The following is a 26,638-nucleotide window of genomic DNA, read 5'->3' on the forward strand; positions in this document are numbered from 1 at the left end:
AGGATGGGGCGGGTAATGAAATAAAACGCACTTTCTTATAAAAAGATGCGGGCTCCTGTGCAGGCAGTCCTCTTTGTGTTACGAAAGGAGCTGATTTATTATCCGCCATCATCTCATGGAGTTTGAGCAGCTTAAGACGGATGAACATCATTGGCATTGGGTGGTCAAGTTCCGGCACCACCGGCTTGTGGTCCATGAACCCGGCAAGGTTCTGCGGATCGCAAGCGACATCATCATTTCGCTGTGCTACATCGGCGGCAGCATGCTGTTTTTTCAGGAGTCGACGCAAACGGCGGGCGTGTGGCTGTTCGTCATGGGCAGCTGCCAAATGCTTGTCCGCAGCGTGCTGCGCATTCTGGGCAAAATCGATTGGAAACAGCGTTAAGTCATTACGCAAAAAAGAGGTCTGGCTGCCATGTGAATCCAGGTCCTTGTGCATGGATCCCGAAAAAGTGATCATTTCGATGCAAGTTAAAAAGCCGCATTGCTGCGGCTTTTTCTCTGTTCAGGGAAAGCATGGGCTGTGGAACATAAGGAAATTCATATCTAAACACTTCGGACGTTCTGAATGACAATGTTGCTGTGGGGCAGCGACGGAATATCGCTGAAGCTGTAGCTTAAATCCTGCTGTGGCACGTCATAGCTCATCCGGTTGGCCAGGAAGTCGAGGCTCTCCTTCATAATTTCCAGGGTTAGCCATTCGCCGGCGCACCGGTGCCCTGTATCATGATCGCCTCCGCCTTGAGGAATAAACCTGAAAGGGGATCCTCTCCAATGATGAAAACGGTCCGGCATAAACTTCTCCGGTTTGTCCCACAGGTCCGGATGGTGATTGGTGCCGTACAGGTCCAGCATGGTTAACGTCCCTTGCTCAAACCGATAGCCGTTCCAGACAAAGTCCTCTGCCACCCGTGCTGCCGTCACGGGGAAGAAAGGATAGAAGCGGCGGACCTCCTGGATAAAGTGGCCAAGCCGCACTTCATCTGATCCGGCCAGCTTTTCCCGCTCTTCAGGCTGCTGAATGACGGCCAGTGCGGTAAAGGCGATGTAGATGGAAACGGCGACGATCGGGCGAATAATGTTCAGCATTTCTACGGCGGCAGTTTTTAAGTCGAGCAGCTGGCCATTCAGATCCCGGTGAAAAGAGATGACGACAAGTGCCGAATGTTCCGGCGCTGTGAAACGGTTGGCGCGCACGTCCTCAATCAGGCCGCTGATCCAGGACTCCGCCTTGGTTCTGGCGTTCCGGCCTTTCATATAAGTGATTCCAATGGAGGCGGGAGATTCGAACAACGCGCCTAACCAGCCGGTTTTCTCCTGCACTTCTTCGGGTGCAAGCGGGACCCCTGCCCATTCACAGGCAACCCGGCATAACAATGTCTTGGCTTCCTCGTAAATCTCGACTTCTTTCCGCGTTTCAAAGTTTTTCGCTGCAATCTCCCAATATTTTCGGGTCAGCTCCCGTATACGCTGCATCGCGTCGTCGGTCATGAGTGACATAAACATCGCTTTCCGGTGGCGATGGGCTTCGCCGTCCAGCGTTTGAACTCCGTTTTCACCGAACAGCGTTTTAATCACGCGTTTGGGTGCCGCACCGAACCGGATAAATTTGTCCCCGTCATAAAACAGCCTGGCGGCTTCTTCCCCGCGCATGCAAATGGTCCGTTCGCCAAGCAAACGCGTCTCGAATACATCCGATTGAAATCCGAGGGTTCGGTTCGTGATGTACAAATAGCCTTCTTTAAGAAAAGCTAAACTATGATCCAAGCCTTCTTCTGCCGGCATCGGTCTGTTTTCTTCCAACATGAGTGCAACCTCCTTTTACTAATAAACCGCATCATATATACATACCCGAACTGTACTCGATTGATCGTACCCGGCATGGACATAAGAAGAATTTAGATAAACAAGGGTACGAATCAAAGTATTCCCATTCTCACCGAAGGATAAAAGGCAGCTGCAAACCAAGATGCTTTGGAGGAAGCGGTCAAGGACCCCCGAATGATCCGGAGTCCTGGGTCGTTCTGATGGAGTTTTTGGTCGGTTTTTTGCTGCTTCCTTGCGAGGAACTTGGATCATTGTTCCTATCGTACAATCGATACAACAGAGGAGGATTTATAGAGAACTTTGTCGAATTAAACCTAACTAGTAAATAACTTCCATGAATGCAGGAGTTCTTCTCGGGTTAGCGATTGGATGGTAGAGATAAGGGGGCAGGGGATTATATGGCTGGAAGGAAACTGATTATGGGTATCGACGGAGGGGGCTCCAATACCAGAGTGATCATCGCAAGTCCGGAAGGAAACATCGCTGCGTACATCGAGGATCAGAAAGCGGCATCGCAGCATCGGGATAACCAGGCTACGGATAATGTCAAGACGGCGATCCGCAAAGCCCTTTCCGTCGCGGGGTGTTCTCCTGGGGAAATTTGCGGCATGGCCGCAGGCATCGCCGGTTACGACCGGGATCAGGATTTAGAGTGGGTGAAGGAACTGACCCATTTACCGGAAATAGCATGCCCCAAATGGCACGTAAACGATGCGGTCGCCGCCCATTACGGTGCATTGATGGCAAAGCCAGGCGTCGTGGTGATTTCCGGTACAGGCTCAATTATTTTCGGTATCAATGAAGAAGGGCAATACATACGTAATTACGACTATCATCAGTATGCTGCAAGCGCAGCCAGGTTTCTGGCCTATGACGCCGTTTATGAAGCAATTGCCGGACATACGGACGAAACTGACGGGCGTCTGGTTCATGATATGCTCTCGCATTGGAATGCAGCCGATCTTGGGGAACTTGCACTCCTGGGCAGGAACGGTTTCCATGATGACCGCCGCGAAAGGGACCGGGTATTTGGAGCCTTTGCTCCTTATGTTACGGAGGCGGCAGCGGCAGGCAGTTCATTAGCCCAAGCGGTTTGCGACCGGTCCATTCACCAGATCGTGGTTGGCATCCGCTTGCTCGGACGGCATTTTCAGGCCGAAACGCTGCGGGTCGCGTGCATCGGGAGCGTGGCGAACAGCACTTATTTTCAGGGAAAGCTTAAGCGTATCTCTACAGATGATCCGGGAAGACCATTCCGTTTGGTGGATCCGCATTTTCCTCCCGCTGTAGGCTCGTTCTTGTATGCAATGGAGCAGCTGGGAATTCCGGTTACAGACAGCGTCCTCAGCAAGCTTGAGCGCACTTTAAGCGTAAATAATAGGGTCATCGTAGAACCATAAATACTCGTTCCCTATCGAGTTTACAATACTCTATTGATTTTTTGAGCGTTTTGATAATAATAGGATTCGGAAATCATCAAGGCAGCATAGGAAAGGAGACTTATCAGCATGAATGTGGAGAAGCGTACCATACGAACATGTGACGTGCTCCTCAGGGAATTTCATGTGAAGGAAGTGCCTGTCCTAGAGAGGAAAAAGCTGATTTTTACAGGAGTTAACGGTAAAGATGTATACAACATAACGGCTCCTTTTGAAGATGAAGGCGTGAAGGTACTGGCTGGCAGGGTAGAATCACGTGACAGCGAACAATCGCAGGTGATGTTTTTTGCCGAGCGGGACGGCGTATGGCATCCTTTGGACCGGGCTCCGATTCTAAAGCTTCAGGATCCGTTCGTGACAAGAATAGGGAACCGGCTCATTATAGGAGGCGTAGAGACCTTTCCGGATCCGCTGCGCAAGGACAGGCTCTCGTGGAGAACGGTGTTCTATAAAGGGGATCGTCTTGACCAGCTGGAAGCTTTTTTTACCGGACCGGACGGCATGAAGGATGTCCGAATGGTCGGCCTCCCGGAAGGGGACATCGGTATTTTTACCAGACCGCAGGGCGAAATCGGCGGGCTGGGTAAAATCGGCTTCTTTCGGATTCCGTCCCTGGACAGGCTTACGGTGGAGGCTATAGCCAACGCTCCTTTGCTTAAGGAGCAGTTCGCGGATGACGAATGGGGTGGGGTCAATGAGGCTCGAATACTGTCGAACGGATGGGTGGGCGTACTGGGCCACATCGCCCGTTTCGACGGGAAGGGCATGCGTCATTATTATCCTATGGTATTTGCGCGGGATCCGAATTCAGGACAGTACACCGACATGAAAGTAATCGCAGTTCGAGCCAGCTTCGCCCCGGGTCCCGCGAAACGGACTGACCTTGAGGACGTCGTGTTCAGCGGGGGAATCCTTCGCTTAGCCGATGGTACGGCAGCTCTTTATGCAGGGATCAGTGATGCGGAGGCGCATTATATTGTCATCCCCGATCCATATCTGGCGTATGAATGAGGAAATTTGAAAAAACTGGCGAAAGTATCCCATGTATTGGCTTTCATGGCGGATACTCATTCACTTCCGCGAGTATTCGCTATTGAAAGCCAGGGAAAAATTCGTTATTAGTATTAATAGCAGCCTATTTAGGTGAGTGCTAATAATCAGAAGCGGGAGGGGGTTATATTTATATGACCATTCTTTTCGATGATGCGGCACTTGATCCCGCCAAGGGGCAAAAGGTCATAGTGGACGGGCTTTAGCGTATAGCGGCTGAAGACCAGACAACTCCAAAACAGAAGTCGTTGATGAATGAATTTTTTACGCTCATGGTGCCATGATCGAGAAAAGGTTCGCCATGCGCCGGCTTCTTTTTTTATGACCGAAAACCGAACTGGAGGGTGATCAACCGATGAAAGCGTTGCTGTTGGCCGGGGGACTGGGCACACGTCTGCGGCCGTTAACCGAACAAATGCCGAAACCGATGGCGCCAGTAGGAAATCGTCCCTGGATCGAACACTTGGTAAGGCAGCTTAGAGATCAAGGGGTGAGGGAATTTGTCCTGGCGCTCAAGCATTACCCGAATCTGATTCGAAACCATTTGGGAGACGGCAAAAAATGGGGGGTCTCCATCGAGTATGTTATAGAGGACGAGACGCTGGGTACTGCCGGCGCCATTAAAAACGCGGAATCGCTGCTTGGCGACTGCTTCCTGGTGTTTAACGCCGATATCGTGCAGCATATGGATATTAAACCGCTTATTCAATATCATCAGGAACGGCAGGCGACCGTTACCATCGGGCTGACCGAGGTAGAGGATCCCAGTTCTTTTGGCGTTGTAGACATCTCGGAAACAGGCCGCATAGCCCGGTTTGTGGAAAAACCGAAATCGGGGGAAGCACCTTCGAAACTGATCAATGCCGGAATCTATATCATGAACAAAGAAGCCTTGAGCTACATACCGGCAGGCCGAGAGGTATCGATTGAAAGGGAAACCTTCCCTCTTCTCATCGAAGCAGGGGAAGGCGTGTATGGCTTCACGATGACCGGATATTGGCTCGATATGGGCACCCGGGAACGTTATCGGCAGGTTCATTGGGACCTTCTGGATCGCAAATTGAAGCTGCCTTTGCCGGGTAAAGAGAAGACTTCGGGAATCTGGACCGGGAACAGCTGCCGGATCGGCGACGGTGCCCTTTTGATCCCGCCGGTCGTGATCGGAAACCGCGTGCAAATCGGCGATAAAGCCATCATCGGACCGTATACGGTCATCGGGGACGACTGCCGGATTGCCAATAACACCCGGTTATCGGAGACGATTCTGTGGGACGGCTGTCACGTAAGGGAAGGAGCACAGCTGTACCAATGCGTATTCGGGTTCGGCTCGATAATCGGATCCCGGCATATCCTTTACGAAGCTTTTGCGCACCGCATCAAAGAGGAGGAGGAGATTACGGTATGAATCGGATCGCTTATATAGGCACTTATGTGCCTCAAAAATGCGGGATTGCCACCTATACGCATCACTTGCGGCAAAGCGTGAACGGGGCCAGAGGCTGGAAGGGCCAAGATGAGGTTTACGCCGTCAAGCCGGCGTTCAGTTTGTTGGGTGATACGGATCCGATGATCCATGAAGTCGAGAAGGAGGACCGCAAAGCATACCGAAAGCTTGCCGAGCGGTTGAACCGGAGCGACGTCTCCGTCGTTTCGCTTCAGCACGAATTCGGAATTTTCGGCGGGGAAGCCGGAGAATATGTGCTTGATTTGGTCGATCATCTCGATAAGCCGCTTGCTGTTACCTTCCATACCGTATTTGAACATCCGGAAGAGCCGTATTTAAGCATTCAAAAGCGGATTGCCCAGCGGAGCGATCTGATACTGGTTATGAACCGGCTGGCTGCCGGCTACCTCCACCGATCGATGGGTGTGCCGATGGATAAAATCCGCTGCGTGCCTCATGGAACACCGGAGCCTGCGGCCGGTGTGCGCGAACGGACGCGGCAATCCATGGGCTGGGACGGACGCAAGGTCATGATGTCGTTTGGCCTTCTCAGCCGGGGGAAAGGTTTTGAGCTGATCCTTCGTGCTCTTCCGGATGTCGTTCGAAAAGTTCCGAACGCTTTGTATGCCATCGTGGGGCAGACGCATCCTGAAGTGCGCAAATGGGAAGGCGAGGCATATCGGCAGGAGCTCGAATTACTTGCCCGTGAGCTGAGAGTGGATGGCCATGTCGTCATGATCGACAGGTTTGTGGAAGAGAACGAACTGGCCGGGTTGTTATCGGCCGCCGACTTGTACGTTACGCCTTATCCGGGCATGCAGCAAATTACAAGCGGAACGCTCGCTTATGCGGTCGGTTTGGGCCGGCCGGTTCTGACGACGCCGTATGCCTATGCCAAGGACTTGCTGGGGGATTATCCGGAGCTGCTGATTCCTTTTGATGATACACAGGGATGGTCGGAGCAAATGGGAGCTATTCTTTCCGAAGAGGAAACGGCGAAAAGATGGGAGCGGGAAATGGGGCGGATTGGAGCGGACATGCATTGGTCCAAGGTCGGTCAGCTCCATCTGGAGCTGTTCAACGGATTGGCCGCTTCCGTTCCGGAAATCATGAAAGCGAACTGAGGGAGGGGGACCCTTGAATAGTTACCGCATCTGTCCTAGACATTTGGAAAGGATGACTGATGATACAGGTTTGCTCGAGCATGCCTTGGGTTCGGTTCCCCGGAGACAGGAAGGATATACAACAGACGACAATGCCCGTGCCCTTTGGGCTTGTTCAGTTATTCAGCGCATGGAACCGGATGCCAGCGAGCGCTGGCTGAAGCTGGCAGACATCTACCTGGCTTTTCTGCTGTGGCTTCAAAAAGAGGACGGAACGTTCCATAACAATGTTGCTTATGACCGTTCTCCAGAACCGGAAACGGCATCGGATGACTGCCACGGCCGCGCCGTATGGGCTGCGGTGAATGCATGGGCAGAGCTGCCGGATGAGGGAAGCAGGTGGGCTGCCGAAACGATCCTGCTCCGGTCGGCCGCTGCCGCGCAGCAGCTGCAGTTCCCCCGGGGATGGGCGTATACGCTTGCGGCCTACTCCCGGCTGTGGACAGTGGAGGAATGCTATCCGCTCCGAATGACAAGGCCGGAGCTGCTCGAGAAGCTTCAGGCGTGGACGGTGATCGAGCGTCTAGAGGGAAATTTGATGGACCTCTACTCCACGTCGGCTGAACCGGGCTGGCACTGGTTCGAGCCGCAGATGACCTACGGAAACGGCGTACTTCCATGGGCACTCTATTCCTCCTATCAAGCAACGGGACGCGAAACCGTCCGGCGGGTGGCTAAGGAATCCCTGGATTTTCTGGCCGAACAAATGACGGCAAAGGAAGGATGGATCCGGCCGATCGGCAACCGGGGCTGGGCCGACCGCGGCCACCGCAGCCAGTGGGATCAACAGCCGCTCGAAGTGATGAAACTGGCTTTGGCCGCCATGGAGGCATATCGTGTGGAAGGCAGTCAGGAATATAAGGAGCTTATCCGGCGCTGCCGGGAGTGGTTCCACGGAGAAAATGACTGCCGCCGTCCGCTCGCCGATCCTTCAGACGGCAGCTGCTGCGACGGACTGACGCCGAACGGGCCGAACCGGAACAAGGGGGCGGAATCCACGATTTCTTTTTTGATGACAGAGTATATGTATGCCGAGTTGAATTCTGGTCAAATCGATTTTGAAAAGCGTGTCGAGGTGCTGGAAAATTTAAATCTATAGACATTTGATTGCAAATCCATAGTCTCCATCTGGAATGGAAATCCCAGGTTAACGAACAAGGTAATCATGCCGAAGAGAAGCAGGAATATGCGAATGTTTCATATGAAGCGTCAGCTGTGATATGTCACGGCTGACGCTTTTTTACGGTTGGTATTAGGAATTTAGCATTTCCCGATGACATATCTAATAAAGGAGCAGACTGAGCGGAGGTGACGGGGATGCCGACTTCAAGCGATAAGTGGAGAAGAAAAAAGCTAGCCCGATCAAAAAGAAGGAGACGGTTTTCGACTTTAAGAAGATCCGTAAAGTCACTTCGGTCAGCAGTTAGAGGGGGTAAAAAGAGCGGCAAACGAAAAATCCGGACCGTGCATCGAGTGATCACAAAAATCGGATTGCCAGGTCCAACCGGACCACCAGGACCGCCTGGCCCTTCCGGATTGACCGGACAGGCAGGAGTACCGGGTGCAGGCGGCCCTCACGGTGAACCAGGCCCGGCCGGAGCTGCGGGAATGACCGGAGCTTCGGGCGTCCAGGGTCCACAGGGCATTCAAGGCCCACCGGGACCAGCTGGAACTTCCGGTCCAACAGGTCCAACAGGTCCTTCGGGAGGCGGCATTGGCCCGACCGGCCCCTCCGGGCCGACGGGTGTGACCGGGCCGGCTGGGCTACCCGGCGTAACCGGCCCCATCGGTCCGCCTGGACCAACGGGACCGACCGGAGCGACGGGGCAATCAGGTCCGACGGGAGCAGCTGGGCTGCAAGGTCCAACGGGTCCGGCCGGCATTCAAGGAGATCCTGGTCCTACAGGTGTTGCCGGCCCCACAGGGGTTCAAGGCGTAACGGGGCCCCAAGGGAGCCTGGGACCTCAAGGTGGGCTTGGGCCGACGGGACCTGCAGGATCGACGGGTCCGACGGGCCCACCGGGGCCGACCGGATCTCAGGGGCCGACCGGGGAAGTGGGGCCGATTGGTCCATCAGGCCCTCCAGGGGATGTCGGGCCACAGGGGGCAGCCGGTCCCGCTGGAGCGACAGGACCGCAGGGAGTACAGGGCCCAATCGGACCTGCGGGAGCCCAAGGACCAGTTGGGCCGCCGGGGCCGATCGGTGTTCAGGGTCCGACCGGCCCGCCTGGCCCCGCAGGAGCGACTGGACCGGCTGGAATTGTCGGAGCCACGGGTGTTCAAGGCCCTGTGGGACCGGCCGGACCGACCGGTCCGACCGGCATCGGAGCGACGGGACCCACCGGTCCACAAGGGCTTCAAGGTCCGATGGGCGCGACAGGGCCAACGGGGCCTGAGGGAGGCCCGCCTGGCCCACCAGGACCAACGGGACCAACAGGCCCACCAGGACCTGCTGGCGGTCCAACGGGTCCAACGGGCCCTACAGGCGCCGCAGGAGCGACCGGACCTCAAGGTCCGGCGGGTGAACAGGGTCCCATAGGTGCAACGGGTCCCGCCGGACCTGCGGGAGCGACCGGACTGGTCGGTCCCCAGGGAATGGCTGGAGCAACTGGCCCGGCGGGACCGCCTGGTATTCAAGGACCGACGGGGATTCAAGGACCAACCGGACCCCAGGGCGAGCCCGGTCCAACGGGAACGGTAGGGTCGGCAGGTCCTGTTGGCCCTACAGGACCAACAGGCTCAGCCGGAGCCACCGGAGCCACCGGCCCAACGGGAGCACCTGGAGCGCAAGGGCTCCCCGGCCCCCAAGGACCCACGGGTGCAGCTGGGCCAGTTGGGCCGGCTGGCCCGACAGGCTCCGCAGGTCCGGTTGGTCCGATGGGCGAAGCAGGCGCGACAGGTCCGCAGGGTAGCGCCGGAGCGACGGGAGCTCAAGGACCTACGGGTATTGCCGGCCCGACCGGGACTCAGGGTGAGATCGGCCCTGCAGGTCCCCAGGGCGTAACAGGTCCACAAGGCAGCCTCGGTCCGACAGGACCGGCCGGTGTAACCGGTCCGGCCGGCGCTCAAGGCGCCGCAGGGCCAACGGGGCCGATGGGATTGCAGGGCCCAACCGGTCCCGCAGGAACTGCCGGCCCAACCGGACCAACGGGGCCGCAGGGCATCGCCGGTCCAACCGGTGAAACCGGCCTGCAAGGTCCTGTGGGGCCGACAGGCCCGACCGGTGAAAACGGCTTGCCTGGCCCTGCCGGATCAACGGGCCCTGCGGGCGATGCAGGGGCAACCGGACCGCAAGGTCCCGCCGGGGTCCCTGGCCCGACAGGGCCGGCGGGTTTGCAGGGGCCAACCGGCCCTCAAGGGCTTGAAGGCGACCCGGGCCCGACCGGTCCACAAGGAGATGCAGGCCCAACGGGTCCCGCTGGCCCTCAAGGGGCAGCAGGTCCGACGGGAACCGCCGGCCCGCAGGGGCCAACAGGGCCAGCAGGATCGCAGGGGATCACCGGCCCTACAGGGCCAATTGGACCTGCGGGTCCAGTTGGCCCTGTAGGTCCTGCCGGTCCCGCGGGAGCGACGGGGGCTGCCGGTCCGGCCGGGCCGGAAGGAGACATCGGCCCGACCGGCCCCACGGGCCCCATCGGTGTGACCGGCCCGCAAGGCCCGACGGGGGCTGCCGGTCCAGCCGGCGTAACGGGCCCTGCGGGTGCAGACGGTCCGCAAGGCCCGACCGGGGAGCAGGGTCCCACGGGTCCGACCGGACCCATTGGCGTGACCGGTCCGGTTGGACCGGAAGGAGACCCGGGTCCAACCGGCCCCACCGGCGTGCCAGGCCCGACCGGACCATTGGGGCCGGCTGGCGTAACGGGTCCGACCGGCCCGATCGGCGCTACGGGCGTCCCAGGCGATACGGGTCCGACCGGCCCGACCGGCCCCACGGGGTTTGGGGTTACCGGCCCGACCGGACCAGCCGGGAGCCAAGGCGACACCGGCCCAACCGGCCCGACGGGGCCGACGGGCCCTGCCGGCGGTCCCCCGGGACCAACCGGAGCTACGGGCGTGACCGGTCCGACGGGACCGCCAGGTCCGGCCGGTGGCCCAACGGGTCCAACCGGGCCAACGGGCCCTGCAGGAGAGGTCGGCCCGACGGGTCCGGCAGGAGAGACGGGACCGGCTGGGGCAACGGGTCCGACGGGACCGGCTGGTCCAACGGGAGCTACGGGCGTGACAGGGGCAATGGGGCCCCAAGGCCCCGCCGGCGTCACGGGCCCGACAGGGCCGCAGGGTCCGGCCGGACCCACAGGCGTGCAGGGTGCGACCGGCCCAGCCGGCGATACGGGCCCCACCGGCCCGGCCGGACCCCAAGGCATTGCCGGTCCTATCGGTCCCGACGGCTCGGATGGTCCGACGGGACCGACCGGACCGACAGGGCCTCCGGGAGACGCGGGAGCGATCGGGCCCGCCGGCCCTACCGGTCCAGCGGGCCTGCAAGGCCCCATTGGCCCGACCGGGCCCACGGGTGAACCCGGTCCGGCCGGTCCGGAGGGACCCGCAGGTCCGACAGGTGCCACTGGCCCCGTTGGCGGCGTAGGCCCCACCGGCCCGCAAGGCCCCGTCGGCCCGACGGGACCGACCGGGTTCCAGGGCGTTCAGGGCCCGACGGGAGAACAGGGCCCTACCGGTCCAATCGGCCCGATCGGCCCGACGGGAGCCTTCGGACCGCAGGGGATTCAAGGGCCGACCGGACCGACAGGAGAGCCCGGAGCCACGGGCATTCCGGGCGCCGCCGGTCCGCCGGGTCCGACAGGCCCGACTGGCCCGCAGGGGATTCAGGGACCTGCCGGACCCGCAGGAGCCCAAGGTGCCACCGGCCCGACCGGAGGACCGGGAGCCACCGGTCCGGCAGGTGCTCCGGGCCCGACCGGCCCCACAGGTCCGACTGGCGAAGCCGGGGCAATCGGACCGACCGGCCCGCAGGGTCCAGCCGGCGTTACCGGCCCGGCGGGACCGCAAGGGCCGCTTGGCCCCACAGGCCCGCAGGGAGCTACGGGGCCGACCGGGGTCGGTGCCACCGGTCCCGCGGGTCCGACAGGACCGCTTGGCCCTACGGGAGCCACAGGCCCTGCCGGCGTTACCGGCGCCACGGGTCCTGCCGGCATTCAGGGTCCGACCGGTCCGGCAGGAGCAGCCGGAGCGACCGGCGTGCAAGGTCCGACCGGTCCTGCAGGTCCGACGGGTCCAACGGGTGCGATCGGCCCGACGGGTGCGACGGGAGCAACGGGAGTCACAGGGCCAACCGGGCCCGTGGCTACGACGGCCACCAAAGCGATTCTATTCGGCGGGGCGAACACCGGATTTCAGCGCATATCCGGGTCTCCCGGAGCTGCATCCAATGTCATCCCTTATGTAGCTACGGGGAGCGGAAGCGTCGTCGGATTTTCCGGCTCCATCAATGTAAACAATTTGGCGGCTGGAAATTACTCGTTCCAGGTCTGCAGCAATGTACCGAACAACCTGGCCATTCCCGCTGCCGGTAATGTAGTTACGACGATCGTACTGACTACGAGCGCAACCTTAACCGGAACCGTCAAATTCACAACCCGTCCTACGGACGGAGAGGGTGTCCCTACGAATAACGTGTTCATCTCGAACAACAGTCCCTATGTGCTCGCCCCGGCAACCATTAGCTGGAACAGCAACATTCCTGGAAATCCAGTTGCCCGTAACGACGCCATATCTTTATATTCGGTTCCAAACGCGAGTCAAAGCGCGGTTTACTCCGTTTTTTTGAGCACAACCATATAAAGGAAAACTAAGCTACATTCGATGCCGTCCGTTTTGAAGCGGAGCCGGAGGAGGAGTGGATCTGCCATGCCAACTATCAGTTTGTGCCTGATCGTCAGGAATGAAGCGTCTGTACTTGCAAATTGCCTGGACTCCGTCCAAGGTGCCGTGGATGAAATCGTCATCGTCGACACCGGTTCTACGGATGACACCCAGGCTGTTGCGCGACGGTATACCGACCGTATCTTGGATTTTGCATGGGTTGACGATTTTTCCGCAGCCCGGAATTTTTCCTTCCGTCAGGCGACGGGGGACTATATTCTGTGGCTGGATGCGGACGATGTGCTGTTGGAGAAGGACCGGCTTATGCTGATTGGTTTGAAGGAAGGGCTTCCCGAAACCGTTGATGCCGTCTCGATGATTTACCACTACGCGTTCGATGAGTACGGTAACGTCACGCTCAGTCTGCGCCGAAACCGCCTGGTCAAACGGGAAAAGCATTTCTGCTGGCATGGACCGGTCCATGAATACCTTGCGGTGGACGGATCGATTGTCATGAGCGACATTATTGTGACGCACCGCAGAGTGCATCGCCAGTCCGATCGGAATCTGATGATTTTTGAAGCCAGGATGCGACGGGGAGAATCCTTCTCCCCGCGCGACCTGTATTATTACGGCAATGAGCTGATGGATCATGGACGATGGGAGCAGGCGGCCGGAATGTTTCAAAGATTTATTCAGACCGGACAAGGGTGGGTAGAGGATATCATTTCATCCCTGCTAAAACTTGCAGATATTTATGGACAGCTGAACCGGCCGGAAAAGCAGTTGTCCTTCCTATGGCAAACCTTTGATCATGGGGAACCGCGCGCCGAATGCTGCTGCAGGCTGGGGGCTTATTTTATGGAAAGGGGGCAGTGGCAGCAGGCGATCTTCTGGTACAGGCTCGTCGCAAAGCTGGAAAAACCTGAAGAGTGTTGGGGTTTTATACACGACGCTTACTGGACTTGGGTTCCGAACCTTCAGCTCTGCGTTTGTTATTACAGAATCGGGGATTATTCCAGAGCTTTCTATCATAACGAGTTGGCCGCCAAGTACCGTCCGCAGGACCCTCATATCCTTCATAACCGTAAATTGTTGGAAGGTGTGCTGCATGATGAAGCCCTTTGACGAAGAACATCGCAAACTGACCATCGTTCAGGTGGCACCGGATTATTATTCCGTGCCCCCACCGGCATACGGAGGCATCGAACGCATGGTGCATACGCTGACAGAACAGCTGGTCCGGCTAGGACACCGCGTCATCCTGTTTGCCCGGGAAGGCAGCGTGACTCGAGCAGAGCTGATTCCATACCATCATATACCCGGACATCCGGAGTCGATTCGTGATACCGTCATCCGGTTGCTGCCCGAAGGCGTCGACGTGATTCATGATCATACGCATACATCGGTGATCGGCCGGGAAAAACTGCCCGTCCCGACGCTGTGCACGCTGCACGCCACCGTGGATAACGGCGTCGAGCATCCGGTGTACGGCAGCCACAGCTCACGCAATCATGCAGGTGTGAATGAAGGGGAATTCGTATTTCATGGCATTGACCCGAATGAATATGAGTATGCTGCAGCCAAACAGCAATTTTTATTGTTTATGGGGGTAATCAGTCCCCATAAAGGCGTTCAGCACGCCCTTCGAATCGCGGAAGAGACCGGACAGCGCCTGATTCTTGCCGGACCGATATTCAGCAGCGAATATTTTCGGACTGACATTGAGCCGGTCCTTAAACGAAACCCGCATATCGAGTACGTCGGCGAAGTAGGAGGAGACAGAAAGAAGGAGCTGCTGAGGGACGCCAGCTGTATGCTGTTTCCGACTTGCTGCGAGGAGGCGTTTGGGCTCGTGATGATTGAAGCCCTAATCAGTGGAACCCCGGTTCTGGCATTGGACAACGGAGCCGTTCCGGAAGTGTTAAGCGGGTTTCCTGAACTGGTTTGCCGTACCGTGGATGAAATGAAAGATAAATTGCTCGCGGGTCAATTTCCTGGGGCAGAAGCGCTTCGGAACTATGTATTGGACCGGTTTTCCCATGAGAAAATGGCAAGACAGTATTTGGGCCTGTACTTCCGCCTCTCCGATTCCCATGTAATCCAGTATGCGGGGATCTCCCGCTGGAAAGAGCTGAAACGCGAGGATTTGGCGGTTCAAGCATGCGACGCAGTTATCGACAGTGAAAAGGTGTCACTCGGGGACCGTCTCCATGCCTGCAATGAAGCCGCCGAGATCTGGCGGCTGCGACGAAACGAAGAGCAGGAAAAACGTTATGTTTTCCGATCGTTCGAATTGGCCCCGCCGCGAGCCGAGTTCTGCTGCAGGCTTGGCTACCTGTATATGCTGCTGGAAGAATATGCCGTAGCTTCCTATTGGTATCGGTTGGCTACCCAAATCGAGCGGCCTGAAGACAGGAGCTTTTACATAGAATCGTGTTGGACGTGGCTTCCATATATTCAGTTGTGTGTATGCAGTTACCGTTTAGGCGATCCCGAAGGGGCCTATCGCTATAATGAGCAGGCACGCAAGTATGTGCCGGAAGACCAATTGGTCGAGCATAACAAAACTTTTCTGGAATCCCTGCTTCATATCTCTTCCGGTATTACGTCGTCGGTGGACCGATTCGAGAAGGAACTTACAGGGCCTAATGGCAGCTTGTTTCGTATGTCATTGCGTCTGCCGGGATTTATTGAGGAGACGATTCGTGACCAGGGTGCGTGGGAACCCGGCCTCGCCAAACTGCTTATCCGGTTTTTGCAACCAGGGAGGCTGTTTGTTGACGTTGGTGCCAATATCGGTTATCACACCCTGTTCATAGCGAGCAGCAGTGAGCAAATACAATGTATTGCTTATGAACCGAACCCGGAAATATTCAGTTCTTTAGACGAAAACGTGAAGTTGAGCGGCTTCATGAATATTAAGGCTATATGCCAAGCTATTGGCGATTCAGAAGGGGAAACGGAATTTTATATGCAAAGGGAAACCGCGTATAACCGTGGTCTTTCCGGAGCCAGCCTGGGACCCGGTGTGGATCCTGAGGAATTTGTTGCCTGCCGCATTCCGGTTATACCGTTGGATGAAGCGCTGTATCTCAATCCGATGGAAGTCGGAGTGTTGAAAATCGACACCCAGGGCTATGAATACGAGGTTTTGAGAGGTGCTCAGAACATCATTACCCGGTCCAAGCCGGTCATCGCCTTTGAATTTCATACTTACGGAACGCACCGGTTAGAAGATATTTTCCCGTTGTTGCCCGGGTACAGGTTCTATAAGCTGCAGGCGTGGACGGGGGAATGGCGACCTGCAACTGAATCCGATCCGCCGGGATTTGAGGGGGATTACATCTGTATCCCTGATGGCATGGAGCTGTAAATTCATTTGGTCAAACAAAGCCTGCACCAACAGGCTTTGTTTTTTTGCGTCCTTGTCCGTATAACCTTTTTTAAAGTTCTCGAAAGAAAAATATTGAAATCCAGGAAAAGGTCCATTACAATAAAAACAGCTCAACTACCATACTAGTTATACTAGTATTCCAATTTTCTTCTGACCTGCCTCACCATTTATATTCCGGTCTTTTGTTTTCAGGTCCAAAAAAAGCGATGCGGCACTGATGCATTGAGTTTTTTGAAGGTTATTTGTAAGCGCTTTAGGAAAGGGGAGGTCTTGTCAGCGTTCGACGGCCGCACACAGCAGGCAAATTGTAAGCGGTTTATCAGCTTGCCCGGACCGGGATGAAAGTTCATATGTGAAATGGTTGCTCGAGACATCAGATGGATTGGTACGAGAAATGTAAAAATAACAGCGACACGTTCTGCGCGGATTGGAGTGATCTGAAGAATGGAAACGAAGGCCGTTAGCCCCGCCTTGCCCCAGGAAAGAGCCGTCAAGAAGCAGAAGCAGCGTTCTGTGGGGAGGCTTTTACGCAAAGACTGGCAGTTGTATTCGCTCTTGGTATTACCGATCATTTATCTGCTCGTTTTCAAATACGGGCCGATGATCGGCAACGTCATCGCCTTTCGCCGTTTTGTTCCCGGGGGGAGCATTTATGGTGAGAAATGGGTGGGGCTTCACTACTTCCGGATGTTTATCCAGGATCCAACATTCTGGAAAGTATTTACAAACACGCTGATTCTCGGCGCGTTGACCCTGCTGTTCACGTTCCCGATTCCGATCATCTTTGCGTTACTGCTTAACGAAGTAAAGAACAAGAAATTCAAGAAATTCGTTCAAACCGCCTCTTACATGCCGCACTTTCTGTCGATCGTCATCGTGGCCGGCATGATCCTGCAGATGACTTCGGCGAGCGGCTCCATCAACGCGCTCATCCGTTTCTTCGGCGGTGACGGTATTAATTTCATGCAGCGGGCCGAGTGGTTCCGGGCGATCTACGTGACCTCCGAGGTGTGGCAGGGCATGGGCTGGGGAGCGATTCTGTATCTGGCCGCACTGACGACGATTGACGATTCCCTGTACGAAGCAGCGAGAATCGACGGCGCCAACCGCTGGAAACAGACGTTGCACGTGACGATCCCCGGCATCCTGCCGACCATCGTCACCCTGCTGATCCTGAACATGGGCAGCTTCCTGGCAATCGGTTTTGAAAAGATACTGCTGCTCTACAATCCCGTCATCTATGAAACATCCGACGTCATTTCTACATATTTGTTCCGGGTCGGTCTGCAATCCAGCAGCTTCAGCTACGCTACAGCCATCGGATTGTTCGAATCCATCATCGGACTCATTCTGGTGTTTTCAGTCAATGCGATTTCCAGAAAAGTAACGGAAAGAAGCCTATGGTAGGGAGGTGCCTCAAGTGAAAGATTCCGTTTCTTATAAAGTATTCAAAATTATCAACACGATCATTTTGCTGCTGATCGTCTTCATTACGGTATTTCCTTTCATTAACGTGCTTGCCCAGTCCTTCAGCAGCGAGGCTTATATCAATGCGGGGAAGGTCAACCTGATTCCGAGAGGCTTCAATATCGACACGTACCGGACGGTGGCCAAGGACGCGATGTTCTGGACGAACTACAAAAACACCGTCGTGTATACGGTGGTCGGGACGGCCATATCGATGTTCATGACAACGATCTTTGCCTACGCCTTGTCCAAGAAAAGGCTGATGGGGCGCAAATTTTTGACGATGTTCGCGGTGTTCACCATGTTCTTTAACGGCGGGCTGATCCCGAACTATGTGCTCATTAACAGCCTTGGCTTTGCCAATTCGATCTGGGCGATCGTCGTTCCGGGAGCCATCAGCATCTACAACATGCTGATCATGAAATCTTTCTTCGAGAATATGCCGGAGGAGCTGGAAGAAGCGGCTTCGATCGACGGTTTGAATACGTACGGGATTCTGTTCCGCATTATTCTTCCGCTCAGTAAGGCGATCATGGCCACCATGATGCTGTTCTATGCGGTGGGACATTGGAACTCCTGGTTTTCCGCTTTCCTGTACATGGACCAGAAGGAACTGTTCCCGGTCACCGTTTACTTGCGAAACCTCATTGCCGGGGCAACGGGCGGCGCCTCCGCGGGCGCGACGTCTGCGGATAACCTGACCCAAATCTCCGCGAACATTAAATCGGTTACGATGGTGTTGACCATTCTGCCGATTCTGCTGATTTACCCTTTTGTCCAGAAGTACTTTGTATCGGGTGTTATGCTGGGTTCCGTGAAAGGATAAATCCGGTCCGGATCGCCGCATTCATTTCATAGCTTTACAGTTCTTTGCAGTTCCGATATTCATTCATGGGGGGAGTAAACCAATGTTCAAGCGTTCTCGTAAAAAATGGGGAATGACGCTGATGGCCGCAGTGATGAGCCTGTCCGTGGCTGCCTGCAGCAACAATCTTGGCGGCAGCGGCGGAGAAGCCAAGGACCAGTCCAAAGGCGCGATGGAAAATTACGGTGTTAACGTTTCTTTCAAGGCAACCGAGCCGTTTAACCTGCCGATTCTTTTCAGCGACCAGCCGGCCTACCCTTACAAAAAGGATTGGATGCTGTTCCAGGAAATCACGAAAAGAACGGGCGTCACGCTTCAGCCAACGATCGTTCCGATGAGCGATTACAGCCAGAAGCGCTCGCTGCTGATCAGCTCGGGAGATGCTCCGCTGGTCATTCCGAAAACGTATCCCGGGGAAGAAGCTTCCTTTGTGTCATCCGGTGCGATTTTGCCGGTAAGCGATTACATTGATATGATGCCGAATTTTAAGGATAAAGTTGAAAAATGGGGCATGGAAAAGGAGCTGGACGGACTCCGGCAGGAGGACGGTAAATACTATGTGCTCCCTGGCCTGCATGAAGAGGTATGGCCGGATTATACGCTGCTCGTGCGGACCGACATTTTTGAGAAGAACAACATTCCGATTCCTGCGACCTGGGATGAGCTGTATACCGCTCTCAAGAAGCTGAAGGAAATTTATCCGGACTCGATTCCGTTCTCCGACCGGTTCCAGTTCAACAGTACGCTGAACATTGCGGCGACCGGATTCGGAACGAAGGCAGGCTGGGGCTTTGGCAACGGACTCACTTACAAAGCGGACAAGGACGAGTTCGTGTACACGTCCACGACGCCGGAATACAAAAATATGCTGACGTATTTTAACAAGCTTGTATCCGAAGGCCTGCTGGACAAAGAAAGCTTTACGCAAACGGACGATCAGGCGACTCAGAAGTTCGTATCCGGTAAATCGTTTGTGATCAACGGCAACTCCCAGACCGTCGTGCTGCATCGCACGGACATGAACAAATCGCTCGGAGAGGGCAAATTCTCCATCGCCAAAATTACGGTGCCAGGAGGACCTGCAGGTCAGCTGATGTCCGGCTCCCGTCTGGAGAACGGCGTGATGATTCTGGCCAAAGCCAAGGAAAACCCGAACTTTAAGGCGATCCTTCAGTTCATTGACTGGCTCTACTACAGTGACGAAGGCGAAGAGTTTGCCAAGTGGGGTGTTGAAGGGGTAACGTATACCAAAGAGAACGGCGTCCGGAACCTGGTCGACGATATCAACTATAACGGCCTGAACCCGAAAGGAACGAAGGACCTGCGTATCGATTACGGCTTCTCCGGAGGGGTGTTCGCCTACGGCGGTACAACGGAGCTGCTGCAATCGATGTTCAGCGACGAAGAGAAAAAGTTCCAGGAAGATATGAAAAAGACGAAAACCGTCGTACCGGCCGAGCCGCCGATCCCGTATTCCGTAGAAGACCGCGAGCAGGCGACGCTGCTGAGCACACCGCTGAAAGACTACTCGGATCAAAACACGCTCAAATTTATCCTCGGCGAGCGACCGTTGTCCCAGTTCGACGCATTCGTGACCGAGCTCAAGGGACAGGGTCTGGATAATTATGTTAAGCTTGCCAACAAGACGTATAAAGCATATAAAGAAAAGAAGTAAGTCATCACAAACGCGAACTTATCTGAAGTTTTACACGAATCGGGTTGCCGTTTCGCCAGCGAAATGGCAGCCTGTTTTCAGCTCGCCGGACGTTATGCCTTTTTTGCATGACATCCACGGCTAACATCCAATGCCTGCCAAGGTCCGAAGGAGTGAATGGTTTGCGTGTTACCGCTCAGGAGGTTGTAACGTATTTAACGGAACCCGCCGGGGCTTTGGAATCCCGGATCGACCGGATCATCGCCGGATCTCCCGAAGCGAAGGTCCACGGAATCGGGGTCGCCTTCATCGCTTCCCATGATGCTGTCCTTGAGGCCGCCCGGCTTGGGGTGAACCTGCTGGTTACGCACGAAGGGGCTTTTTACAGTCATCAGGAAGAGCAGGGCTTCGCTCCGGAGGATCCTGTTCATGCGGCCAAACGGAAGCTGATCGAATCGGATGATCTGATCATTTACCGGTTTCACGATCATCCGCACAGCTATCGGCCGGATATCATCACGGCGGGACTGATCGGAGCTTTGGGATGGGGCGATTACGAGCACCGGGATCTCGGAACGGCTTCCGTTGTGCGGCTGCCGCAGAGCCGTAGGTTATCCGACATCGCCGAGCATGTAAAACAGAAGCTGAATCTGCCCTACCTGCGTGCCGTCGGCGATCCCGAGGCGGTCTGCGGGCACATCGGTATTGCTGTCGGATACCGGGGAGGAGGACAGCACGCGATCCCGTTATTCGAGCAAGACCATCTGGATTTGATGATCATCGGCGAAGGGCCGGAATGGGAAACGCCCGAATATGTCCGGGATGCAGCCGCGCAGGGAAGAGCCAAAGCGCTGCTGATGCTGGGTCATGCAGCCAGTGAGGAACCGGGGATGAAGCTGATCAGCGAACGGCTTGCTGGCAGATTTCCCGGACTTCCGGTTCACTTTATTCCAACCGGTTCGATGATTAAAATCCTGTAAGTATCCGCAGTATTGTCCGACTAAATTATTTAAAAAAAGAATGTTTGGCAGTCATTTCAACCTTCGCGTGTTGTGAAATGAAAGCAAGGAGAAAGAGGTAACCGTAATGTCGACAGAGCAGAAAATCAAGGGTTCCACCAGGGCTTATTCCTATAACCTGCTGAGGGAAAGAATTCTTCATTTGGAGCTCGAACCCGGCACCAAAATTTCGGAGAAGGAAATCGCGGACGAGCTGAATGTCAGCAGAACGCCCGTCAGGGAAGCGTTCATGAAGCTGGCGGAAGAAGAACTGCTGGACATCATCCCGCAGAGCGGCACCATTGTGTCCCGCATTAACCTGAAGCATGTAGAGGAAGGCCGGTTTATCCGCGAGAAGTTGGAAAAAGAAATCGTGGCGCTGGCCTGCGACCAACTGGATAAAGACGCCCGGTTCAGGATTGAAGCGAACATTGCTATGCAGGATGTTTGTGCCGGGCAGAACAATTTCTACAGGCTGTTTGAGCTGGATGAGGAGTACCATCAGATCCTGTTCGACGCCACCGGCAAACAGCGGACGTGGAAAATGCTGCAGCAGCTGAACATTCATTTTAACAGGCTGCGGCTGCTCCGGCTCTCCAAAGACTCCAACTGGGAAAATATCATTCGTCAGCATAAAGAAATTTACCAGCTGATCATACAGCAGGATAAAGAACATGCGATGAAGGTGATGGAGCAGCATCTGCGCCTAGTCGTCGTGGAGCAGGATTTTTTAAAAGAGAAATATCCGCATTATTTTATATAAAAAACATCGGGAGGGACGAGAAGCTCATGGCGCTAGAGGCAAGGCTTCCATACTCGTCAGCGGATCAGGGCTGGCTCAGCTATACGAAAAATGAATCACTCGGCGGGATGAGGGAATTGACCCAAATCGCGGTACATGGCAATTCGGATGTGATCGATTCCGCGCTCGCCGAACTCACGCACGGCATTCATGAAATGACAGGCACCCTACCTGCCATCGTGTCAGACCCGGATCGGCAGGCGTCGAACTTAATCCGGCTTGCTTTGCTCGAGGAGATCGGCGTACAGGAAGAATGGATGAATGCAGCACGGATCAAGGATCTGGGGGAAGAAGGGTATGCCATCCGGCGTCATCCCGAGAACGGCGGCGGCTCGCTGTATGTGATGGCGAATACGGACAGGGGCCTCTTGTACGGCACATTTCATCTGCTGCGGATTCTGCGGACCGGACAGGAATTGGACGGACTGGATGTGACGGACAGACCGCGGAATCCGCTGCGCATGATGAACCATTGGGACAATATGGACGGTTCCATTGAGCGGGGGTATGCCGGCCGGTCGATCTATTTTCAAGATAACCGGTTTGTAGAGGATGACGCCCGTATTCGGGACCATGCCAGGCTGATGGCATCCATCGGCATCAACGGCATCGCGATAAACAACGTCAATGTCCATCGGACGGAAACGCAGCTGATTACACGGCATTTTCTGCCGGACGTGGCGCATGTGGCAGGGATCTTCCGCCGTTACGGCATCCGATTGTTTCTCAGCGTCAATTATGCAAGCCCAATGGAACTTGGCGGACTGGACACGGCCGATCCGCTGGATTCCCGGGTGGGCGATTGGTGGAAGGAAAAAGCAAAGGAAATATACGAATATATTCCTGATTTCGGCGGATTTGTCGTAAAGGCGGACTCGGAGCATCGTCCGGGCCCGTTTACATATGACCGTACGCATGCGGACGGTTCGAACATGCTGGCGGAAGCGCTGGAGCCGTTCGGCGGGCTCGTCATTTGGAGATGCTTTGTGTACAACTGCCTTCAGGATTGGAGAGACCGGTCAACGGACCGGGCCCGCGCGGCCTACGACCATTTTAAGCCGCTCGATGGGCAGTTCAAACCTAACGTCACTCTCCAAATCAAAAACGGTCCAATGGATTTTCAGGTCCGTGAAGCGGTATCCCCGCTCCTTGGAGCCATGCCCGGCACGAATCAGATGTTGGAGTTTCAAATCACGCAGGAGTATACGGGACAGCAGAAGCATCTGTGCTATCTCGTTCCCCAGTGGAAAGAAATTTTGGACTTTGATACGTTCGCCCAAGGTCCGGGCACCGAAGTCAAGAAAGTGGTCTCCGGGGGGATCTATCCTTATCGAGACTGCGGGATCACCGCTGTCATCAACGTGGGAGACGACCACAATTGGACTGGGCATACACTGGCACAGGCTAATCTTTACGGCTACGGACGTCTCGCCTGGAATCCGGATCTGAACGAAGAGGATATCACGGGCGAATGGATATCTTTGACTTTTGGCGATGATTCCTTGGTGTTCGAGGAAGTGAAGCGCATGCTTGCAGACTCCTGGCATGTTTACGAGAGCTACACTTCACCGCTTGGCGTCGGCTGGATGGTCAACCCGGGGCATCACTATGGACCCAATGTCGACGGGTACGAGTATTCGGTGTGGGGAACGTATCATTTTGCCGATTGTCACGGCATTGGCGTAAACCGGACGGTCAAGGACGGAACCGGCTATGTCTCCCAATATTTCCCCGAAAATGCACAAAGGTATGAATCGCTGGAATCGTGCCCGGATGAGCTGCTGCTGTTCTTCCATCATGTTCCGTACAGCCATGTGCTTCATTCCGGCAAGACGGTGATCCAGCATATTTATGACTCCCATTTCGACGGTGTGGAGGGTGTGGAGCAGCTGATTGGGCGTTGGAGCAAGCTGGAAGGTCATATCGATGAACGGCGCTACCGGAATGTCTGGGAGCGGCTGCATATTCAATTGGACCATGCCAAAGAATGGCGGGATGTCATCAATACGTACTTTTACCGGAAATCCGGTATCCCGGATGCAGCCGGCCGAACCATCTATTAGTCATTCAACTATCATATCTCTTACGAGGAGAGCAGGAGGTAGGCTCATGGCAGAACTGACAATGGAAGCGGGAACGCGCAGCAGGAAGATGAGCTCGTTCAATACGGGCTGGTTGTTCGCCCTGGGAAATTACGCAGGCGCCCAACAGCCGGATTTTAAAGACCAGGAGTGGCGGAAGCTGCAGGTTCCGCATGACTGGAGCATCGAACAGCAGGTGGATCCCGCCATGGCATTCGGCGGCATGCAGGCTTACCTGCCGCGATGGAACGTGGGATGGTACAGAAAGCACTTCCATATCAAGCCGTCATCCAACAAGGAGCGCGTCTATATTCAGTTTGATGGGGTTCATCATAACAGCGAAGTATGGATCAACGGTCATTTCGCCGGAAAACGGCCATACGGGTATGTCAGCTTCCAGTACGATCTGACGCCTTACATCAAGTGGGATCAAGACAATGTGATCGCGGTCAAGGTGGACAATACGCCGATGCCTTCCGACCGGTGGTATTCGGGCTCGGGTATTTACCGTAACGTATGGATGATTCGGACGGATGAGCTGCATGTTGCAGCGTGGGGAACTTTCATAACAACACCCGAGATCCACCCGGATCAAGCCACAGTCCAGGCGCAAATCCGGGTAAACCATCATGGCGAAGGGCCTGCGGAATGTACGGTGATTACCGAATTCGTGGACAGCCGGGGTGTGGTCTTGGGGAAATGTGAGTCTCCTGTGACTGTATCTGCTCCAGAAGAAGTTACGGTCGATCAGGAAACCGTGATCCCCTCTCCGCATTTGTGGTCGCCGGAACAGCCGGACATGTATTATGCCCGAACGACGATTGTTCGGGACGGAGCTGAAACCGATGAATATATTACGCCGTTCGGCATCCGGGAAGTCGTGCTGGACACGAACAGGGGACTCCTTCTTAACGGAGTGCCGCTGAAGCTGAAAGGCGTGTGTATCCACCATGATCTGGGCTGCCTGGGCGCGGCCTACCATGACCAGGCCATGAAGCGCAGGCTGGAGAGGCTGAAGGAAATGGGCTGCAACGCAATCCGCTTCGCCCATAACCCGATGGCCCCGGAGCTGCTTGATCTATGCGACCGCATGGGCTTTCTAGTCATTGATGAAGCGTTCGACAAGTGGAAATCGCTGTATTATGAGCACCTGTATGATGATTGGTGGGAGAAGGATCTGGAAGCGATGCTGATCCGGGACCGGAACCATCCGAGCATTTTCCTGTGGAGCGTCGGCAATGAGGTCGAAAACCAGGGACAGCCATCCATGCTGGTGATGCTGAAGCAGCTTACCGACTACTGCCGCAAGCTGGATCCAACACGCCCTGTCACCTGCGCGCTCGAACCGCATAACGTGCCGATCAGCCTGCGCGAAGGCCCGATTGAAGACAAGGTCCTGCATACGAAAAAGATGGCGGATCTGGTCGATATTCTAGGGCTTAATTATCAGGAGCAATGGTATGAGCATTACCGGGAAGCGATGCCGGATACGCTGATCGTCGGCACCGAGACGTTCCCCTACTACCGCGGGGAAGGCAACCGCGTGAAGGGCTACCTTCCGGTCAATCCTTGGTTTGATGTCGAGAAGTATGACTATGTTATCGGGCAATTCGTCTGGGCAGGGATTGATTATCTGGGAGAGGCTTCATACCCGTACAAAGGCTGGGCATCTGGACTGATCGATACCTGCGGCTTCCGCAAACCGATTTCTTATTTGCAGCAAAGCTTCTGGTCGGAAGAGCCGATGGTTTATACCACCGTGTTCGATCCGGCACAAGAGGATGCGGGCGCGCAATGGACGCTGCATTGGAAATCGCCGGGGCTCGCGAGCCACTGGACCTTTCCCGAGCAGGCGGGCAGATTGATAAGGCTTGTTACGTTCACCAATTGCGAGAGCGTGGAGCTGTTCATCAACAACGAATCGTATGGCGTGCGGAAACTGACGGATTACCCGAACCGCCTCATGGAATGGCATGTGCCATACCATGCCGGCACCATTCGTGCGGTCGGCCGTAACGGCGATGCGATAGTATCCGAGTATGAGATGAAAACGGCAGGAGCGCCGCATCGGATCGTACTGGACTCCGACCGCTCCCTGCTGAGGGCGGACGCCCGTGATATCGCGCATATCGAAGTCAGCGTCGTGGATGATCAGGGGATCGTCGTCCCGAATTCGGACTTCGAGTTAAGCTTCGACATTCAAGGTAAAGGCGAGATCATTGGCGCTGATAATGGCGATTTGCGCGACCACGAGCCTTATAAGAGCAGCCGCAGGAAAACCCGCGGAGGCCGTTGCCTCCTGGTCGTTCAGTCGGGACTGGAGGCCGGCGAAGTGGTGATCCGCGCAGCTGGGAACGGTTTGGCAGCGGGTGAACTGCGGATTAAGGTGGAAGAATGAAATGAATGCAGGTCTTATGATGAACTTGTTTGCAATATATCGAATCTTTCAATGTACTCGTTGTTAAAGCCTGCACCGCAGGCTTTTTTTCTGTTCACGGAATGTTCCCTGTGTCTTCGAAGGGTCAATTCGATCGCCGCCACCATTCTAGATAAAGATTAGGTGCTGCATTCCATACTTCGATGAACACCGAATAAAAAGGAAGTTATAATGCAAACAACGAGACTACAAGA

17 protein-coding genes are annotated in these 26,638 nt (G+C 55.5%); 16 read left to right on the forward strand and 1 reads right to left on the reverse strand.

Going from position 1 to position 26,638, the window contains the following annotated elements; all coding sequences use genetic code 11:
• Nucleotides 1–115: 115 nt before the first annotated feature.
• Nucleotides 116–385: a YrhK family protein gene (locus ABIE48_RS12620; protein ID WP_145020359.1), complete on the forward strand. Its 270-nt coding sequence runs from the start codon at nucleotides 116–118 to the stop codon at nucleotides 383–385.
• Nucleotides 386–546: 161 nt separating this feature from the next.
• Here the strand turns inward: ABIE48_RS12620 and cypC are convergent, their stop codons facing one another.
• The gene (gene cypC / locus ABIE48_RS12625) at nucleotides 547–1,803 is read right to left on the reverse strand and encodes a CYP152 family fatty-acid peroxygenase CypC (RefSeq protein ID WP_483312685.1); all 1,257 of its coding nucleotides are present in this window, start codon (nucleotides 1,801–1,803) and stop codon (nucleotides 547–549) included.
• Between the two features lie 422 nt (nucleotides 1,804–2,225).
• On the opposite strand from cypC, the gene ABIE48_RS12630 reads away from it, so the two are divergent.
• The 15 genes from ABIE48_RS12630 to ABIE48_RS12700 all read left to right on the forward strand — a co-directional run bounded on the left by ABIE48_RS12630 (nucleotide 2,226) and on the right by ABIE48_RS12700 (nucleotide 26,405).
• A complete protein-coding gene (locus ABIE48_RS12630; protein ID WP_192714389.1) occupies nucleotides 2,226–3,227 on the forward strand; it encodes a BadF/BadG/BcrA/BcrD ATPase family protein in 1,002 nt (333 codons plus the stop codon).
• 108 nt (nucleotides 3,228–3,335) lie between these two features.
• Nucleotides 3,336–4,277, forward strand: coding sequence for a DUF1861 family protein (locus tag ABIE48_RS12635; protein WP_192714388.1), 942 nt, complete (start codon nucleotides 3,336–3,338; stop codon nucleotides 4,275–4,277).
• A 394-nt stretch (nucleotides 4,278–4,671) separates the two neighbouring features.
• Nucleotides 4,672–5,721, forward strand: a complete 1,050-nt coding sequence (locus ABIE48_RS12640) for a sugar phosphate nucleotidyltransferase (RefSeq protein WP_192714387.1) — start codon at nucleotides 4,672–4,674, stop codon at nucleotides 5,719–5,721.
• Nucleotides 5,718–6,884, forward strand: a complete 1,167-nt coding sequence (locus ABIE48_RS12645) for a glycosyltransferase family 4 protein (protein ID WP_192714386.1) — start codon at nucleotides 5,718–5,720, stop codon at nucleotides 6,882–6,884. Before ABIE48_RS12640 ends, ABIE48_RS12645 begins: the two co-directional genes overlap by 4 nt.
• Nucleotides 6,885–6,897: 13 nt before the next feature.
• Nucleotides 6,898–8,022 carry a glycosyl transferase gene (locus ABIE48_RS12650; protein ID WP_354518984.1) on the forward strand — a complete coding sequence of 375 codons (1,125 nt, stop codon included), beginning with the start codon at nucleotides 6,898–6,900 and terminating at the stop codon, nucleotides 8,020–8,022.
• 374 nt (nucleotides 8,023–8,396) lie between these two features.
• Nucleotides 8,397–12,722, forward strand: a complete 4,326-nt coding sequence (locus ABIE48_RS12655) for a collagen-like protein (protein WP_354518986.1) — start codon at nucleotides 8,397–8,399, stop codon at nucleotides 12,720–12,722.
• Nucleotides 12,723–12,788: 66 nt separating this feature from the next.
• Nucleotides 12,789–13,871, forward strand: coding sequence for a glycosyltransferase (locus ABIE48_RS12660; RefSeq protein ID WP_192714385.1), 1,083 nt, complete (start codon nucleotides 12,789–12,791; stop codon nucleotides 13,869–13,871).
• Entirely contained in the window at nucleotides 13,855–16,119 is a 2,265-nt protein-coding gene (locus tag ABIE48_RS12665) for an FkbM family methyltransferase (protein ID WP_192714384.1), read from the forward strand. Before ABIE48_RS12660 ends, ABIE48_RS12665 begins: the two co-directional genes overlap by 17 nt.
• 465 nt (nucleotides 16,120–16,584) lie before the next feature.
• Complete coding sequence (locus tag ABIE48_RS12670; RefSeq protein ID WP_192714383.1) at nucleotides 16,585–17,547, forward strand: ABC transporter permease; 963 nt, start codon at nucleotides 16,585–16,587, stop codon at nucleotides 17,545–17,547.
• Nucleotides 17,548–17,560: 13 nt separating this feature from the next.
• Nucleotides 17,561–18,433, forward strand: a complete 873-nt coding sequence (locus ABIE48_RS12675; protein WP_192714382.1) for a carbohydrate ABC transporter permease — start codon at nucleotides 17,561–17,563, stop codon at nucleotides 18,431–18,433.
• An 82-nt stretch (nucleotides 18,434–18,515) separates the two neighbouring features.
• On the forward strand, nucleotides 18,516–20,147 hold the full coding sequence (locus ABIE48_RS12680; RefSeq protein ID WP_192714381.1) for an ABC transporter substrate-binding protein: 1,632 nt from the start codon (nucleotides 18,516–18,518) through the stop codon (nucleotides 20,145–20,147).
• Between the two features lie 152 nt (nucleotides 20,148–20,299).
• The gene (locus ABIE48_RS12685; RefSeq protein WP_354518990.1) at nucleotides 20,300–21,106 is read left to right on the forward strand and encodes a Nif3-like dinuclear metal center hexameric protein; all 807 of its coding nucleotides are present in this window, start codon (nucleotides 20,300–20,302) and stop codon (nucleotides 21,104–21,106) included.
• 106 nt (nucleotides 21,107–21,212) lie between these two features.
• Nucleotides 21,213–21,887, forward strand: coding sequence for a GntR family transcriptional regulator (locus ABIE48_RS12690; RefSeq protein WP_192714380.1), 675 nt, complete (start codon nucleotides 21,213–21,215; stop codon nucleotides 21,885–21,887).
• Nucleotides 21,888–21,913: 26 nt separating this feature from the next.
• Entirely contained in the window at nucleotides 21,914–23,989 is a 2,076-nt protein-coding gene (locus ABIE48_RS12695) for an alpha-glucuronidase family glycosyl hydrolase (RefSeq protein WP_192714379.1), read from the forward strand.
• Nucleotides 23,990–24,035: 46 nt separating this feature from the next.
• Nucleotides 24,036–26,405: a glycoside hydrolase family 2 TIM barrel-domain containing protein gene (locus ABIE48_RS12700; RefSeq protein ID WP_354518992.1), complete on the forward strand. Its 2,370-nt coding sequence runs from the start codon at nucleotides 24,036–24,038 to the stop codon at nucleotides 26,403–26,405.
• Nucleotides 26,406–26,638 lie beyond the last annotated feature (233 nt).

This window comes from Paenibacillus sp. OAE614 (assembly GCF_040546645.1).
In the GTDB taxonomy this organism is placed as follows: domain Bacteria; phylum Bacillota; class Bacilli; order Paenibacillales; family Paenibacillaceae; genus Paenibacillus_AQ; species Paenibacillus_AQ favisporus.